14 protein-coding genes are annotated in these 16,303 nt (G+C 45.9%); 13 read left to right on the top strand and 1 reads right to left on the bottom strand.

What is annotated here, in order from left to right; genetic code table 11:
• Positions 1-72 precede the first annotated feature (72 nt).
• The gene (locus tag AC0DBE_RS08595) at positions 73-1,047 is read right to left on the bottom strand and encodes a DMT family transporter (protein WP_072566123.1); all 975 of its coding nucleotides are present in this window, start codon (positions 1,045-1,047) and stop codon (positions 73-75) included.
• Between the two features lie 131 nt (positions 1,048-1,178).
• Between AC0DBE_RS08595 and AC0DBE_RS08590 the strand changes: the two genes are divergently transcribed.
• The 13 genes from AC0DBE_RS08590 (at position 1,179) to AC0DBE_RS08530 (ending at position 16,285) form a co-directional block, all read left to right on the top strand.
• Complete coding sequence (locus tag AC0DBE_RS08590) at positions 1,179-1,676, top strand: cupin domain-containing protein (RefSeq protein WP_472961804.1); 498 nt, start codon at positions 1,179-1,181, stop codon at positions 1,674-1,676.
• A 391-nt stretch (positions 1,677-2,067) separates the two neighbouring features.
• Complete coding sequence (locus AC0DBE_RS08585; RefSeq protein ID WP_003239166.1) at positions 2,068-2,490, top strand: DUF1641 domain-containing protein; 423 nt, start codon at positions 2,068-2,070, stop codon at positions 2,488-2,490.
• A 39-nt stretch (positions 2,491-2,529) separates the two neighbouring features.
• Positions 2,530-3,708 (top strand): NAD(P)/FAD-dependent oxidoreductase, encoded by a 1,179-nt coding sequence (locus AC0DBE_RS08580; protein WP_003239165.1) that lies wholly within the window; start codon positions 2,530-2,532, stop codon positions 3,706-3,708.
• 199 nt (positions 3,709-3,907) lie between these two features.
• On the top strand, positions 3,908-5,329 hold the full coding sequence (gene uxaC, locus AC0DBE_RS08575; RefSeq protein WP_087987218.1) for a glucuronate isomerase: 1,422 nt from the start codon (positions 3,908-3,910) through the stop codon (positions 5,327-5,329).
• A gap of 82 nt (positions 5,330-5,411) precedes the next feature.
• On the top strand, positions 5,412-6,791 hold the full coding sequence (locus tag AC0DBE_RS08570) for an MFS transporter (protein WP_087987217.1): 1,380 nt from the start codon (positions 5,412-5,414) through the stop codon (positions 6,789-6,791).
• Positions 6,792-6,895: 104 nt separating this feature from the next.
• On the top strand, positions 6,896-7,909 hold the full coding sequence (allD, locus tag AC0DBE_RS08565) for an ureidoglycolate dehydrogenase (protein ID WP_087987216.1): 1,014 nt from the start codon (positions 6,896-6,898) through the stop codon (positions 7,907-7,909).
• A gap of 5 nt (positions 7,910-7,914) precedes the next feature.
• Positions 7,915-8,934 carry a zinc-binding alcohol dehydrogenase family protein gene (locus AC0DBE_RS08560; RefSeq protein ID WP_087987215.1) on the top strand — a complete coding sequence of 340 codons (1,020 nt, stop codon included), beginning with the start codon at positions 7,915-7,917 and terminating at the stop codon, positions 8,932-8,934.
• 24 nt (positions 8,935-8,958) lie between these two features.
• Positions 8,959-10,038, top strand: coding sequence for a mannonate dehydratase (gene uxuA, locus AC0DBE_RS08555; RefSeq protein WP_087987214.1), 1,080 nt, complete (start codon positions 8,959-8,961; stop codon positions 10,036-10,038).
• Positions 10,035-10,871, top strand: coding sequence for an SDR family oxidoreductase (locus tag AC0DBE_RS08550; RefSeq protein ID WP_014113450.1), 837 nt, complete (start codon positions 10,035-10,037; stop codon positions 10,869-10,871). Before uxuA ends, AC0DBE_RS08550 begins: the two co-directional genes overlap by 4 nt.
• A 47-nt stretch (positions 10,872-10,918) precedes the next feature.
• Positions 10,919-12,187 (top strand): MFS transporter, encoded by a 1,269-nt coding sequence (locus tag AC0DBE_RS08545; protein ID WP_087987213.1) that lies wholly within the window; start codon positions 10,919-10,921, stop codon positions 12,185-12,187.
• An 87-nt stretch (positions 12,188-12,274) separates the two neighbouring features.
• Positions 12,275-13,276 carry a LacI family DNA-binding transcriptional regulator gene (locus AC0DBE_RS08540; RefSeq protein WP_072566130.1) on the top strand — a complete coding sequence of 334 codons (1,002 nt, stop codon included), beginning with the start codon at positions 12,275-12,277 and terminating at the stop codon, positions 13,274-13,276.
• A 76-nt stretch (positions 13,277-13,352) separates the two neighbouring features.
• Complete coding sequence (locus tag AC0DBE_RS08535) at positions 13,353-14,795, top strand: tagaturonate reductase (protein ID WP_472961798.1); 1,443 nt, start codon at positions 13,353-13,355, stop codon at positions 14,793-14,795.
• Positions 14,792-16,285: a UxaA family hydrolase gene (locus tag AC0DBE_RS08530; protein ID WP_472961796.1), complete on the top strand. Its 1,494-nt coding sequence runs from the start codon at positions 14,792-14,794 to the stop codon at positions 16,283-16,285. The genes AC0DBE_RS08535 and AC0DBE_RS08530 overlap by 4 nt, the downstream gene beginning before the upstream one ends.
• Positions 16,286-16,303 lie beyond the last annotated feature (18 nt).

Here is a 16,303-nt window from a genome sequence, read left to right as displayed (position 1 = left end):
ATAACGTGAAACAGATGCCTTTTGGTAGCAAAAATAAAGGAGAACAGGCTTTCACCCGTTCTCCGGCAGATGCTACGCGGTCAGATTTGACCGTGTTTTCTTTTTCGGTTTTCCCGGCTGTGAAGCGAAGGTATGTAACACCATCCCCGCTATAATAATGAATAAACCGGCAAATGATAAAAGAGATGGGAAAACGCCTGACAGTAGAACAATTTCACCAAGCAGCGCGAAAATCACTTCACCGGATTGAGTTGCTTCAACGGCTGCGAGTTTTTGCGGATTGTCTCTGACCATATCAGTGGCCCAGAAAAATAAAACGGTCGCAATGATGCCTGAGCTGACGGCCACGATAAAGGATTGAACGGTTTGGCCAGCTGTCGGAAGGCCGTCTGACCACCAGCCGTAAGCTGCTACTATAAGCCAGAATGGAAGGCTAGCCAAGGTCATCCCCAGCACACGCTGAAATGTATCAAGCCGGCCCCCGTATTCTTCGAGCATTCTCCGGTTTCCTAGCGGATAAGCAAAAGCCGCAATGACAACCGGCAGCACACTGAAAAGCAGCATCTTCCCAGAAAGCGATTCTGCATGCTGAAGCTGTATCAGTGCCGCTCCGATCAGGATGATCACGGAAGTGCCAAGTGAAACTAGGGGAATCTTTTGCCGAACGAGCTGCGGCCCGTCCGGCATGTCTTTTTTGACATAGAAAAATGGAGATAGCAGAACACCGGCTACAATTGTGATTTGCCAGGTCCCGGCTACGAGCCAACCTGGACCGTATGCAGCTGCAAATGTGATCGGCGCGTAAAAAAGCACGAAGCCGACAAAGCTCCATTTAATCCAAAAGAACGGCTTTTTCCGCATCTCTTGTAAGAGAGGGGCGAATGTCCCTCTCATGATGACTATCAAACATAAAAACGGAACCATAAAAATAAAGCGCAGCGAAGAGCTCCAAAGCCAGCTGCCTCCGGATAACTCCATGGCTCTGTTTAAAATAAAGGTAACAGCGAAAAAGAGTGAAGCCAATATTCCGATAACGATTGCTTTCATGATATCCCTCATTCTGGCATTATTTTTTTATACTATACTATTCGATATCGCACAGATCAATGGAGTCGTGAGAAAATAAGCATGTTTTGCGAACCGCTAAGTGTGGAAGACAAAAAATGGAGGTGAGATTGTTGGAAGCAAGGACACAGACGTACTTCTTTCAGGATGACGGCAGGATTCCGAATCACCCTGATTTTCCGCTTGTTGTGTATCAAAACGCACTCAAGGACACCGGTCAGGCAGAGCGGATCGTCAACCGGCATGGCTGGTCTAACAGCTGGTCAGGGAGTGTTTTTCCATACCATCATTATCACAGCAATACGCATGAAGTCCTGATTGCAGTTAGGGGAGAGGCTGTGATTCAATTTGGGGGAGAAAAAGGGGCCGCCATACCTTTCAAATCCGGCGACGTAGTCGTGATTCCAGCTGGAGTCGGCCATAAAAAGCTAAGCTCAAGCGCCGATTTTACCGTCGTTGGCGCCTATCCGGGAGGCGTTCAGTATGATATGAAGACGGGAGAGCCGAATGAACGGGAGGAAGCGATGAAACAGATCAAGCAGGTGTCATTGCCGGCGAAAGATCCGATCACAGGAAAAAGAGAACCTCTATTGGGAATATGGGTAAAGTGAAGGGGAGAAAATTGCTGGATTGTCAATAACTAGTGTCGCAGAAATGTTATGACATGGGCTCCATATAAATTAATTTCATAATCGAAGCAATTCACGTTCAAATTTTGTTCAAAAAGTGTTATCATATAGAAGGTAATCGAATTGGAGTTTTTTGTGTTTGCTATTTTCAGAGAGAGTAAAGGATTTTTGACTTATTCAATTGTTTATTTTTGAGATAAAAATAATACTGAATATGGCAAGATGAAAAACTGGGTAGTAAACATTTATTTTTGTAAATGATTGTGCATGAATTCACAATCCTTATTCTTATGCTTTCATGCATGAGACCAGGGAGAGGCACTACCCTTTCCAAAAAAATCTGCAAACTGCTTATAGTAAAGGAGAATTGGATATGCCAGAAACAATCGATCAAACAAATGCGTCTGTCAGCCAAAGCCAGCAAGATCTTATTGATCAGCTGTTAAAGCCGGAAGTTCAAGAATCACTGACCGTTTTAGTTGACCAGCTTCCGAAGCTGACTGAGTTAGTGAATATTTTAACGAAGTCTTATGATTTCGCTCAGTCTGTAGCAACTGACGAAGTGCTAAAAAGCGACACTGTCGGTGCTATCACTGAAATTCTTGAGCCTGTAAAAGAAACAGCGAAAGAAGTAGCTGCGACTGCAATCGAAGCGAAAGACCGCGCGGATGCAAGCAACGAAACGATTGGTCTTTTCGGCCTGTTGCGCATGCTGAAAGATCCTCAAGCTCAAAAGCTGTTCCGTTTTGCTAACAGCTACCTTGAAGTCATGAACGAACGCGAAAACCAAAAATAATCTCAGATTCAAATTGATATAAAGGACGGAGGATATACGATGTCAAAACATATTGTCATTCTAGGCGCTGGTTATGGCGGAGTTCTTTCTGCTCTAACAGTTCGCAAACATTACACAAAAGAACAAGCACGCGTGACTGTGGTAAACAAATACCCAACTCACCAAATCATTACGGAATTACACCGTCTTGCAGCAGGCAACGTGTCTGAAAAAGCGGTTGCAATGCCATTAGAAAAACTTTTCAAAGGCAAAGACATTGATCTTAAAATCGCGGAAGTAAGCTCTTTCTCTGTTGATAAAAAAGAAGTTGCGCTTGCTGACGGTTCTACATTATCTTACGATGCGCTTGTTGTAGGTCTTGGTTCTGTAACAGCTTACTTCGGCATCCCAGGTCTTGAAGAAAACAGCATGGTATTGAAATCTGCTGCTGATGCGAACAAAGTCTTCCAACATGTTGAAGATCGTGTGCGCGAGTACTCTCAAACGAAAAACGAAGCTGATGCAACAATCCTTATCGGCGGAGGCGGCTTAACAGGTGTTGAGCTTGTCGGTGAGCTTGCTGATATCATGCCGAACCTTGCGAAAAAATACGGCGTAGACCATAAAGAAATCAAATTGAAACTGGTTGAAGCAGGTCCGAAAATCCTTCCTGTTCTTCCGGATGATCTTATCGAACGTGCGACTGCAAGCCTTGAAAAACGCGGCGTTGAGTTCTTAACAGGTCTTCCTGTTACAAATGTAGAAGGAAACGTGATTGATCTGAAAGACGGATCTAAAGTTGTTGCCAACACATTTGTTTGGACTGGCGGCGTACAAGGTAACCCATTAGTCGGTGAATCAGGTCTTGAAGTGAATCGCGGACGCGCGACAGTAAATGACTTCCTGCAATCTACATCTCATGAAGATGTATTTGTTGCCGGTGACAGCGCAGTTTACTTCGCTCCAGACGGCCGTCCATACCCGCCAACTGCACAAATCGCATGGCAAATGGGTGAGCTGATCGGTTACAACCTATTCGCTTACTTAGAAGGCAAAACGCTTGAAACATTCAAGCCAGTAAACTCTGGTACACTTGCAAGCCTCGGACGCAAAGACGCGGTTGCCATCATTGGTGCTAATTCTACACCGCTTAAAGGTCTTCCTGCTTCCTTGATGAAAGAAGCAAGTAACGTACGCTACTTAACACACATTAAAGGACTTTTCAGCCTGGCTTACTAATCCTTTTTGTGGACTCGGGCATTGCCAAAAGCGTTCCTTTCGGAATGCTTTCCGGCAATGTCTTTTTTTTATTTTTCTGCTAACGTTAACATTTCATTTTCAAAAAAGAGATTGATCCTAGAGGAATATAAAGGTAAAATAAAATTAAATCAAAATGTTAACGTTAACATTTTGAAATAGAATGAAAGACGGTGAGGACATGGAACCCTTTATGGGCGAGAATTTTTTGCTGAAAAATGAAACCGCTGTCAGCCTCTATCACAATTATGCGAAAGACATGCCGATTATTGATTACCACTGCCACTTAAGCCCGAAAGAAATCTATGAAAATAAGACATTTCAAAACATTACGGAAGCTTGGCTGTATGGAGACCATTACAAATGGCGCATCATGAGAGCCAATGGGATTGAAGAGACATACATTACCGGCGAAGCGGCAGATGAGGAGAAATTTATGGCTTGGGCGAAAACCGTGCCGATGGCGATTGGCAATCCGCTCTACAATTGGACTCACTTAGAACTGCAGCGTTTTTTTGGCATTTATGAGATTTTAAATGAGCAATCCGCGCCGGCTATATGGAAACGGACGAATGAACTGCTTCAAGGAGAAGGCTTCGGGGCAAGGGATTTAATCGTAAAATCAAATGTAAAGGTCGTTTGCACAACTGATGATCCTGTCGATTCTCTTGAATACCATCTATTATTAAAAAAAGTCAAAGATTTTCCTGTCAGCGTGCTGCCTGGATTTCGGCCGGATAAGGGACTTGAGATCAATCGTGAAGGCTTTCCTGATTGGGTGCAGGCACTTGAAGATGCCGCAGCCATATCGATTACAACCTACGATGAATTTCTAAAGGCACTGGAAAAACGGGTGCGATTCTTCCACTCAGCCGGCGGCAGAGTGTCTGATCACGCGATAGATTCGATGGTATTTGCCGAAACGACAAAAGAGGAAGCGGGACGGATTTTTTCTGACAGATTACAAGGAACAGAGGTTTCTTATGAAGATGAGAAGAAATTTAAGACGTATACGCTTCAGTTTCTTTGCGGTTTGTATGCGGAGCTCGATTGGGCGATGCAGTTTCATATCAACGCTTTAAGAAACACGAATACAAAAATGATGAAGAGACTTGGACCTGATACAGGCTATGATTCTATGAATGATGAAGAAATTGCTAAGCCTTTATATAAGCTGCTGAACTCAGTTGAGATGAAGAACAAGCTGCCGAAAACGATTTTATATTCACTTAATCCAAATGATAACTATGTCATCGCCAGCATGATCAACAGTTTTCAGGACGGTGTCACCCCGGGAAAAATACAATTCGGTACAGCCTGGTGGTTTAACGATACAAAAGACGGGATGCTCGAGCAAATGAAAGCGTTGTCAAACGTCGGGCTTTTCAGCCGCTTTATCGGCATGCTCACCGACTCCAGAAGCTTTCTTTCCTATACGCGCCACGAATATTTCAGGCGGATCGTCTGCAATTTGATCGGGGAATGGGTGGAAAACGGCGAAGTGCCGCGTGATATGGAGCTTCTGGGAAGCATTGTTCAGGGAATTTGCTATGACAATGCGAAACACTACTTTCAATTTCAAGAAGAGAAAGCAAACGTGTAACCAAATGTCCGCTCAGCAACGAGATCATGCGTCATCCTGAGCGGACCACTACCCGAAAATTCTTAAGACACAGAGGTGGAAGATGCGAACTGAACTGGCAAATAAGGTTGTGTCGATCGAAACGGAGAAAAGGCTTTCGTTGAAAGAGAAAATTTCCTATGGATTTGGTGATTTTGGCAACGGTTTTATGTTTGATCTCGGCCAGATTTATTTATTAAAGTATTTTACTGATGTAGCGGGAATCCCGGCTGCGATGGCCGGCGGCATTTTTTTAGTCAGTAAGCTGTTTGCGGCGATAACAGATCCAATTGTCGGCTCATCTATTGATTATCGCAAAAATATCGGCAAACGGGGGAAATTCAGGCCTTATCTATTAATCGGCAGCATCGTGCTTGCGGTGCTTACTGTTCTTATTTTTCTGTCTCCCAATGTATCAACGACCGGAAAACTCATTTATGCATATGCATCCTATATGGTTTGGGGCATCGGCTATTCATTTGTGAATATTCCGTATGGCTCATTAGGGGCAGCGATGACTCAAAATTCTGAGGATCGGACCTCTATTTCGACTTTCCGCCAAATCGGATCACTTGGGGCTTTGTTTATCACAAGTGTGGCAGTGATGCCGCTGCTCGTCAAGTTTGATAATCCGAAGGTCGGCTACCCGGTGGTCATGGGCTTGTTCGCCGCACTCGGTGTGATTTGGTTTTATATTTGTTACCGCAATTGCAAGGAGCGCATTGTCATATCGGAAGCGCCAAAAGAAAAATTAACACTCTCATCTGTCGTCAAAACATTTATCTCGAATAAACCGCTGTTAACCCTTGTCCTGATGACGATTTTTTCAATTTCCGCATACAACATTAAATCCGCCATGCTAGTCTATTTCGCACAATATAACCTGGGCAATGTTGAATTAATGGCTTATATGAACTTTATTATTATCGGTTCTTCCTTTTTGGGCGTCGTATTTCTGCCAAAGCTCGTCAAGATGTTTGGAAAGAAACGAACGGCAATGATCGGCTTCGGCATCAGTGTAGCCGCGGATCTGATCAACTTTATGCTGCCATCAAACGTTTATGTGTTTACGGTTCTTGCCAGTATCGCCTTTATCGGAATCAGTATTCCAAATGGCATCACGTGGGCGCTTGTCTCCGATATTATTGACTATGGCGAATGGAAATCCGGTGAACGGAAAGAAGCAACGACATATTCACTTTTTAATTTCTCCAGAAAGCTTGCTCAGTCATTGTCCGGTTTTCTCTCGGGAATCGGTTTGGGGCTTATCGGCTATGTGCCGAATGCAGTCCAGACAGCACAGGCGCTGATCGGAATCAAAGCGCTTCTGCTTCTGTATCCGGCCATTGCTTTGGCATTAGCGATGATCATTATCGGCTTTCTTTATAAACTCACAGACCAGCAGCATGCACAGATTGTTCAGGATCTTCATCAAAAGAGCTGACAACGTAATATAAAGAATATTTAAAATAATTTGTAAATATGATGTATTTGTAAGGGTTTTCGCTTAGGAGTGCCCGAAGAACTGAAAAGAAAGGAGGCACTTTATTGAAAACGGTAACGATACCAGCTGAAGAAGCAAAGGAACTCGTTCGGGTCAAGCTGATCGGTGCCCATTTGAATGAACGAGACGCTGAAAAAGTAGCAGATGTCCTCGTGCACGCCGATTTACGCACTGTACATTCGCATGGGGTGCTGCGAACAGAGCACTATGTGAACAGGCTAAGGGCGGGAGGGATCAACCCCGAAGCACATCCTGTTTTTAAAGAAACGGGGCCTGTGACCGGCGTGCTTGACGGAGATGATGGTTTCGGCCATGTGATTTGTGATATGGCGATGGACCGTGCAATTGACATGGCGAAGAAAAACGGAGTCGGCATGGTCACGGCCGTAAACAGCAGCCATTGCGGAGCGCTAAGCTATTTTGTGCAAAAAGCAGCTGAAGAAAAGCTGATCGGAATGGCAATGACACATACGGACAGTATCGTTGTTCCATTTGGGGGGAGGTCTCCTTTTTTAGGGACAAATCCGATTGCTTACGGTGTTCCGGCTAAGCATAAGAAACCGTTTATCTTAGATATGGCGACATCCAAAGTGGCCTTTGGGAAGATTTTGCATGCCCGTGAAGAGGGCAAAGACATTCCTGAGGGATGGGGGGTCGATGAAAACGGAGAAGCAGTAACCGATCCTTACAAGGTCGTCTCACTTTCAACCTTCGGCGGCCCGAAAGGCTATGGACTATCTATTGTGGTAGATGTGTTTTCCGGATTGCTGGCGGGCGCGGCTTTTGGCCCTCATATCGCCAAAATGTACAGCGGCCTTGATCAAAAAAGAAAGCTGGGACATTACGTTTGCGCGATCAATCCGTCCTTTTTTACCGACCGGGATACGTTTTTAGAGCAGATGGATGCCATGCTCAATGAACTGCAGCAGTCACCGCCGGCTGCTGGAGTCGAGAGAGTGTATGTGCCCGGCGAGATGGAGCAGCTGCATGAAGAACGAAATAAGGAACACGGAATATCAATTGCTCGAAGCGTGTATGAATTCTTAAAAAGCAGGTGAGAAAAATGAAAGCGGTTCAAGTGCGAAAAGCGTATGATCTGGTGACTGCGGAGATGAAGAAGCCGGTTCTTTCAAAGGATGATGAAGTGCTCGTGAAAGTCAAGCGAGTCGGGATTTGCGGCTCAGACATGCACATTTATCATGGCACGAATCCGCTCGCCACCCTCCCGAGAGTCATCGGACACGAGGTAACGGGACAAGTAGAGGAAGTTGGGGCGAATGTACAGAGCATAAAAACCGGTGACCACGTTGTGATTGAGCCGATTTCTTATTGCGGAACGTGTTACGCCTGCCGCAAAGGGCGCCCGAATGTTTGTGCCAAGCTTTCTGTGTTTGGCGTACATGAGGATGGCGGCATGCGGGAATATGTTGTGCTTCCGGAAAGGCAGCTTCACGTTGTATCAAAGGACTTGCCTTGGGAAGAAGCGGTCATGGCCGAGCCTTACACGATAGGCGCCCAGGCAGTGTGGAGAGGCCAGGTGGAAAAAGGTGATACCGTTCTGATTCAGGGAGCGGGACCCATCGGGATCTGTGTGTTGAAAATGGCTAAGCTGGCGGGCGCTGCCGTCATGATGACTGACTTGAATAACGAGCGGCTGGCATTTGCGAAAGAAAACGGTGCCGACGCTGTCGTGAATGCCCAAACAGAAAATGTTGCTGAGCGGGTCCGGGAATGGACTGGGAATGAAGGAGCCAATGTGGTCATTGATGCGGTTTGTCTGCCGGCGACTTTTGAGCTTTCAGTTGAGGTCGTTTCTCCCGCGGGACATGTGGTTGTGCTTGGATTTGATGAAAGAGCGGCACAAATTTCTCAGCTGCCGATTACAAAAAAAGAAGTCATGATAACCGGATCGAGATTGCAGACCAATCAGTTTCCCAAGGTGGTAGAGCTTTTGAATAAAGGACGGTTAGCGCATAACGGGCTGGTGACCCATACATTTTCAGTAGATGACGTCCATCACGCATTTCAGTTTATCAAGGAGCATCCAGATCAGGTGCGAAAAGCCGTTATCACGTTTGATTAATCCACTGAATCCGGAGGTGTACACATGAATATGACATTTCGATGGTATGGCCGAGGCAACGATACAGTCACACTGGAACACGTGAAGCAAATTCCCGGAGTCAAAGGCATCGTCTGGGCTCTCCATCAAAAACCTGTCGGCGATGTATGGGAAAAAGAAGAAATCAGAGCCGAGACCGAATATATTCAATCCTATGGTTTTCATACTGAAGTTGTAGAAAGCGTGAATGTTCATGAAGCGATTAAACTCGGTAACGAAGAACGCGGCCGGTATATTGAAAACTACAAACAAACCATCCGCAATCTTGCCGAATTTGGCGTGAAAGTGATCTGCTATAATTTTATGCCGGTTTTTGATTGGACACGCACGGACATGTTTCGTCCACTGGAAGATGGATCAACCGCTCTGTTTTTTGAAAAGGCCAAGGTAGAGAGCCTTGAGCCCCAAGAGCTGATTCGGACGGTGGAGCAAGCATCTGACATGACACTGCCGGGGTGGGAGCCCGAAAAATTAGCTCGGATCAAAGAGCTGTTTGCAGCCTACAGAACGGTCGATGAAGAACAGCTATGGGACAATCTATCATTCTTTTTGCAGGAAATTCTTCCGGTTGCAGAAAGTCACGGTGTTCAAATGGCCCTTCATCCGGATGACCCGCCATGGCCGATCTTCGGGCTGCCGCGTATTATCACAGGGGAGGCAAGCTATAGGAGGCTAAGGGCGATATCGGATTCACCGTCTAATTGCATCACTCTTTGTACAGGTTCAATGGGAGCCAATCCCGCTAATGACATGGTGGAGATTGCTAAGACGTATGCCGGCATCGCTCCATTTTCACATATTCGCAATGTGAAAATTTTTGAGAATGGCGATTTTATTGAAACATCTCATCTGACGAAAGACGGTTCGATCAACATTCAAGGCGTGATGGAAGAACTGCATAAGCAGGATTACAAAGGATATGTCAGACCGGATCATGGGCGCCATCTTTGGGGTGAGCAATGCCGCCCGGGATATGGCCTATACGATCGGGCACTTGGCATCATGTATTTGAACGGGCTGTGGGACGCCTATGAAGCAATGGCAAAAAAAGAGGTGGAAGTATGATCCCGCTGCATGAGAACCTGGCTGGTAAAACGGCTGTCATCACTGGCGGCAGCGGCGTGCTTTGTTCAGCGATGGCCCGGGAGCTTGCCCGCCATGGCATGAAGGTGGCGATATTGAATCGGACGGCTGAAAAAGGCCAAGCGGTCGTGAAGCAGATTATGGCGGCTGGCGGCACAGCTTGCTCTGTTTCTGCGGATGTGCTGGACAGGAGGTCACTTGTGCAGGCAAAGGAGGACATCCTCGGCCGATTTGGCTCTGTCGAACTGTTAATTAACGGGGCTGGCGGCAATCATCCTGACGCGATAACCGATGTGGAGACATATGTAGAAGCAGGAGAAGGCCAATCCTTTTTTGATATGGATGAGGGGGGCTTTTCAACTGTATTCTCTACCAACTTCACCGGTGCGTTTCTGGCCTCTCAAGTGTTTGGAAAAGAGCTGCTGAAGGCTGATTCACCGGCGATTATCAATCTATCTTCCATGAGTGCTTATTCACCTATGACGAAGGTTCCGGCATACAGTGCCGCCAAAGCATCGATCAATAACTTTACGATGTGGATGGCCGTTCATTTTGCTGAAACCGGACTGCGGGTCAATGCGATTGCCCCAGGCTTTTTTCTGACAAAACAAAATCATGATCTGCTGATCAATCGAGACGGAACCTTAACCGGACGTTCTAACAAAATTATTGCGGGAACACCGATGAAGCGTTTTGGAAAACCGGAGGACCTGCTCGGCACACTTCTTTGGCTGGCGGATGAATCCTATTCCGGTTTTGTCACCGGGGTCACTGTTCCTGTCGATGGAGGATTTATGGCTTATTCAGGCGTGTAACGAAAGCAGCGCAACAGAAGCTGAACCAACATAGGGGTGAGGTTGAGATGTTCTCAAAAGATAAGCTTCCCGTTATCCTTTTTTTGTTCCTGGCAGGAGTGATTAATTACCTGGATCGCTCGGCACTTTCCATTGCAGCTCCTTTTATTCAAGATGATCTCACATTATCTGCCACGCAAATGGGCTTGATTTTCAGCAGTTTTTCGATTGGTTATGCCATTTTTAACTTTCTTGGGGGCGTGGCATCTGACCGCTACGGGGCAAAGATGACCTTGTTTGTCGCCATGGTCGTTTGGTCGCTGTTCAGCGGAGCAGTCGCCCTCGCCTTTGGTTTTGTCAGCCTGCTGATTATACGCATCCTCTTCGGAATGGGAGAAGGCCCGCTGTCTGCGACCATCAACAAAATGGTGAATAACTGGTTCCCGCCGACCCAGCGGGCGTCCGTTGTCGGTGTGACCAACAGCGGAACGCCGCTCGGGGGAGCCATTTCCGGCCCGATCGTCGGCATGATCGCAATCGCGTTCAGCTGGAAGGTATCCTTCGTTCTCATTATGGTTATTGGATTAATATGGGCAGTGCTCTGGTTCAAGTTTGTCAAAGAGAAGCCGCCAGTAGCGATGGGGGATGCACCGGCAATCAAAGCAGAAACGCCTCCTAGAGAAAAAATTCCGCTCACCTTTTACCTGAAGCAAAAAACAGTCCTGTTTACGGCGTTTGCTTTTTTCGCTTACAACTACATCCTCTTCTTCTTTTTGACGTGGTTTCCGAGCTACCTTGTTGAAGAGCGGGGACTAAGTGTTGAATCGATGAGTGTCATCACGGTCATTCCGTGGATTTTAGGCTTTATCGGCCTTGCAGCGGGGGGATTTGTTTCCGACTATGTGTACAAAAAAACAGCCCGAAAAGGTGTGCTGTTCTCGCGCAAGGTTGTGCTTGTCTCATGTTTGTTTTCCTCAGCGGTCCTGATTGGTTTGGCCGGGCTTGTGACAACTACTGCGAGCGCTGTCACACTTGTCGCTTTATCAGTGTTCTTTCTCTATTTGACAGGCGCTATCTATTGGGCTGTCATTCAAGATGTGGTTGATCAAAACAATGTCGGTTCTGTAGGCGGATTCATGCATTTCCTTGCTAACACGGCAGGAATTATAGGCCCGGCTTTAACCGGCTTTATTGTTGACCGAACGGGCACGTTTTCTGGAGCATTTTTGCTTGCCGGAGGGTTAGCTGTCTTTGCTTCACTAGCTGTTATTCGTTTTGTCCGTCCGATCATCGGCAAACCAGCAGGAACAGAAGCGGAGAATCCGGTGTCTTATTAATCTGGAAATATAGTGGGAGAGGCGGTATGTTTGATGATACAATATACAGTAACTAATCGCAGCCGGTATGATAAGGAAGGGAATTAGATGGTAACCATAAAAGATATCGCAAAACTCGCAAACGTATCCCACACAACCGTTTCCAGAGCACTCAACAACAGTCCTTACATCAAAGAACATACGAAGAAAAAAATATTAGAGCTCGCAGCACAGCTCAACTATACACCAAATGTAAACGCGAAAAGCCTGGCGATGCAAAAGTCACATACGATCGGGCTTTTCTTTACAAGCATCACAAACGGAACTTCACACAGCTTCTTTGCTGACACAATCAAAGGCGTAAATCAAGCCATAAGTGAGGATTACAATCTCTATGTCCGCGGCATCGATGATCTGAAAAACTATGACTCCGTTACGCCGATGAGATATGACGGCATCATTTTAATGAGCCAAAGTGACATTGATAATTCTTTTATTTATCATATTCGAGAAAAAAACATCCCGCTTGTGGTACTGAATCGCGATATTGATGACCGCAGCATCACGAATATTTTGTCCAATGACAAAGAAGGCTCTCAGGAAGCTGTAGAATACTTCATTAAGAACGGACATCAAGATATCGCCATCATCGAGGGAATCGAAGGCTTTAAATCCTCCCAGCAGCGTAAGGAAGGCTACTTAGCCGCACTGATTCATCATCATATTCCGATCAAACATGAATACAGTGTCAAAGGGCAATACGATATGGAAAGCGGCTTTCAAGCGATGGAGCGGCTGCTGGCACTGCCGAATCCTCCAACTGCTGTCTTTTGTTCGAATGATGACATGGCAATCGGAGCGATGAATGCGATATTCGCAAAGGGCCTGCGCGTCCCTGATGATATTTCAGTGATCGGTTTTGATGATATTGGATTTTCACAATACATTACGCCAAGGCTTTCAACAGTGAAGCGTCCAGTAGAGAAAATCAGCGTGCTTGGCGCGCAAAAACTATTGACGCTGATCAGCGAGCCGGAAACAAAAGCAGAAAAAATCTTGGAAAACACAGAATTCATGGTGCGTGATTCAGTCAGACGATTGACGACGTGATGGCCCGTTTTCAGCGGGCATTCTTTATACAGAAAAATGTTAACGTGTGCATAAATGAGAGAGGGAGGCAATGAAGATGCAGAAGCTAAATAAAAGTGTGTACGATCACTATACTCAGTATCCGGAAAAAATTCTCCAATTCGGAGAAGGGAACTTTCTTCGAGGATTTGTCGATTGGCAGATTGATCAATTGAATCAACACACTGATTTTAATGGGAGCGTCGCAGTTGTGCAGCCAAGAGGGTCAGAAAAAATCAAAAGGTTAAATCAGCAAGATGGTTTATACACGCTTTTTTTACAAGGAATGAAAAACGGAGAAGCGGTAAACGAGCATATGATTATCAACTCAATCAGCCGCGGAATTGATCTGTTTTCTGATTATGAAGCTTACAAAGAATTGGCTTCAAGTGAAGAGCTGCGGTTTATCATTTCCAACACCACTGAGGCCGGTATCGTATGTGATGAAAAAGATCGTTTAGAGGATAGGCCGCAAAAAACATTCCCTGGGAAATTAACGGCATTTCTCTACTTTCGCTATCAAGCTTTTAAAGGAGATCAGACTAAAGGCTGTGTCTTGATCCCATGTGAGCTGATCGAGAATAATGGCGAAAAGCTGAAGGAAACGATTCTTCATTATGCAGATCTATGGAAGCTGGAAGAAGGGTTTACACAGTGGATTCATGATGCCAACACGTTTTGTAATAGTTTAGTAGACCGCATTGTCCCGGGCTTTCCTGTCGACAGCATTGATGAGATTACTGCAGATCTGGGCTATCAAGATGAACTGATAGTTGTGGGAGAGCAGTATTATTTATGGGTTATCGAGGGGCCGGATTGGATTGGGGAAGAACTGCCTTTTGCAGCTGCCGGGCTCCATACAAAGATTGTCAGCGACCTGACCCCTTACAGGATTAAAAAAGTGAGAATTTTAAATGGCGCTCATACGGCAATGACGCCAGTTGCTTTATTATACGGCTTAAAAACTGTGCGGGATGCTGTCGAGCATCCGGAAGTGGGGCAGTTTATCAAAGATATGATCGGTGATGACATTCTTCCTGTTTTAAAAATGGAAGGGCTTTCTCAATATGCTGATGATGTGCTGAATCGTTTTAAAAACCCGTATATTAAGCATTATCTAGAAAGCATTGCATTGAACTCCGTTTCCAAATTCAAAACGAGAAACCTGCCGACCATTCAGGAATATGCTGAACAGAAGGGACAGCTTCCTGAACGCTTGGTGTTTTCTTTCAGCGCTCTTTTGTATTTTTATCAGGGAAACGAGAAATTGCAGGATGATCCGGCTGTTCTTCAATTTTTCAAAGAGGTGTGGCATCAGGAGAATGGAGACATGCTGCGTATTGCCTCAAGGGTGTTAGGCGTAGAGCGGCTGTGGGGGGCAGATCTGAACGAGATACCGAGGCTGACTGAGAGAGTCGCTGATTACTTGAATCATATTCATGAGCTGGGAATGCAGCGGGCTCTTGAACAATGCTACACACAAAGGGGAGAGGTACGATGAAGTCATTTATAAAGATTCATAAACAAGATAATGTCCTTCTTGCTCTGCGGGATATTGAGAAGGGAGAGCGGCTGAATGCGGATGGCATGTCGATTGAAGTGAAGGATGATATAAAAAGAGGCCACAAGATTGCGCTTCAGCCTATCAAAGAAAACGACAGCATCATCAAATACGGGTTTCCAATCGGGCATGCAACACAAGATATATCCATCGGAGAGCATATTCATGTCCATAATACAAAAACAAACCTGTCTGATATCCAAACATACAGCTATACACCGAGATTTGATGAAAATCCGTACTCAAATGAGAACCGGACGTTTAAAGGATTTAAAAGAGAAAACGGAGCTGCCGGTGTACGCAATGAATTGTGGATTGTGCCAACTGTCGGCTGCGTCAATGGGATAGCTGAAAAAATGCTCCAGCGTTTTGTAAGAGAAACGGGGGATATCGCTCCATTCGATAACGTGCTCGTGTTAAAACACCAATACGGATGCTCGCAGCTTGGCGACGACCACGAAAATACGAAGCAAATCCTGCTGAATGCCATTCGCCATCCAAATGCCGGAGGTGTCTTGGTGTTAGGGCTTGGCTGTGAAAACAATGAGCTGGCAGGAATGAAGGAAGCACTGCAGGACGTGAATCTGAATCGGGTGAAGTTTCTCGAATCCCAGTCTGTGACCGACGAAATGGAGGCAGGCGTTGCTTTGCTGAAGGAGATTCATGAAGCGGCCAAAGGGGATAGGCGAGAAGACATTCCGCTGTCCGAACTGAAAATCGGGCTGAAATGCGGAGGTTCGGACGGTTTTTCCGGTATAACGGCAAACCCGCTGCTTGGACGTTTTTCAGATTATATCATCGCACAGGGAGGGAGTACGGTGCTGACGGAAGTCCCGGAAATGTTCGGTGCGGAAACCATCCTGATGCAGCGGGCTGCCAATGAAGAAGTGTTTCATAAGATTGTCCATTTAATCAATCATTTCAAACAATATTTTATAAAACATGATCAGCCGGTGTACGAAAATCCTTCACCGGGCAATAAAGCAGGAGGGATTTCTACGCTTGAGGATAAATCGCTGGGCTGCACGCAAAAAGCGGGGATTTCTCCTGTCGCGGATGTCTTGAAATACGGCGAAGTGCTCAAGACAAAAGGGCTGACGCTTTTGAGCGCGCCGGGCAATGATTTGATCGCTTCCTCAGCATTGGCGGCGGCGGGCTGCCAAATTGTCCTCTTTACAACGGGGAGAGGCACGCCGTTCGGCACCTTTGTCCCGACAGTGAAGGTAGCGACAAACACTCAGCTGTACGAGGCAAAACCGCATTGGATTGATTTTAACGCAGGTCTTTTAGCGGAGGATGATGTGCATGAGGAATTTGTGCTGCGGGAGTTTATCCACTATATGATTGAAGTGGCCAGCGGTCAGCTTGTGAACCATGAAAAAAATGATTTCAGAGAACTTGCCATTTTTAAATCGGGTGTGACGTTATAATGAAAAAGGCTATCCTCC

The sequence above is a fragment of the Bacillus sp. VA15 genome, assembly GCF_055721145.1.
This window is presented reverse-complemented; position numbering and strand designations above follow the sequence as displayed.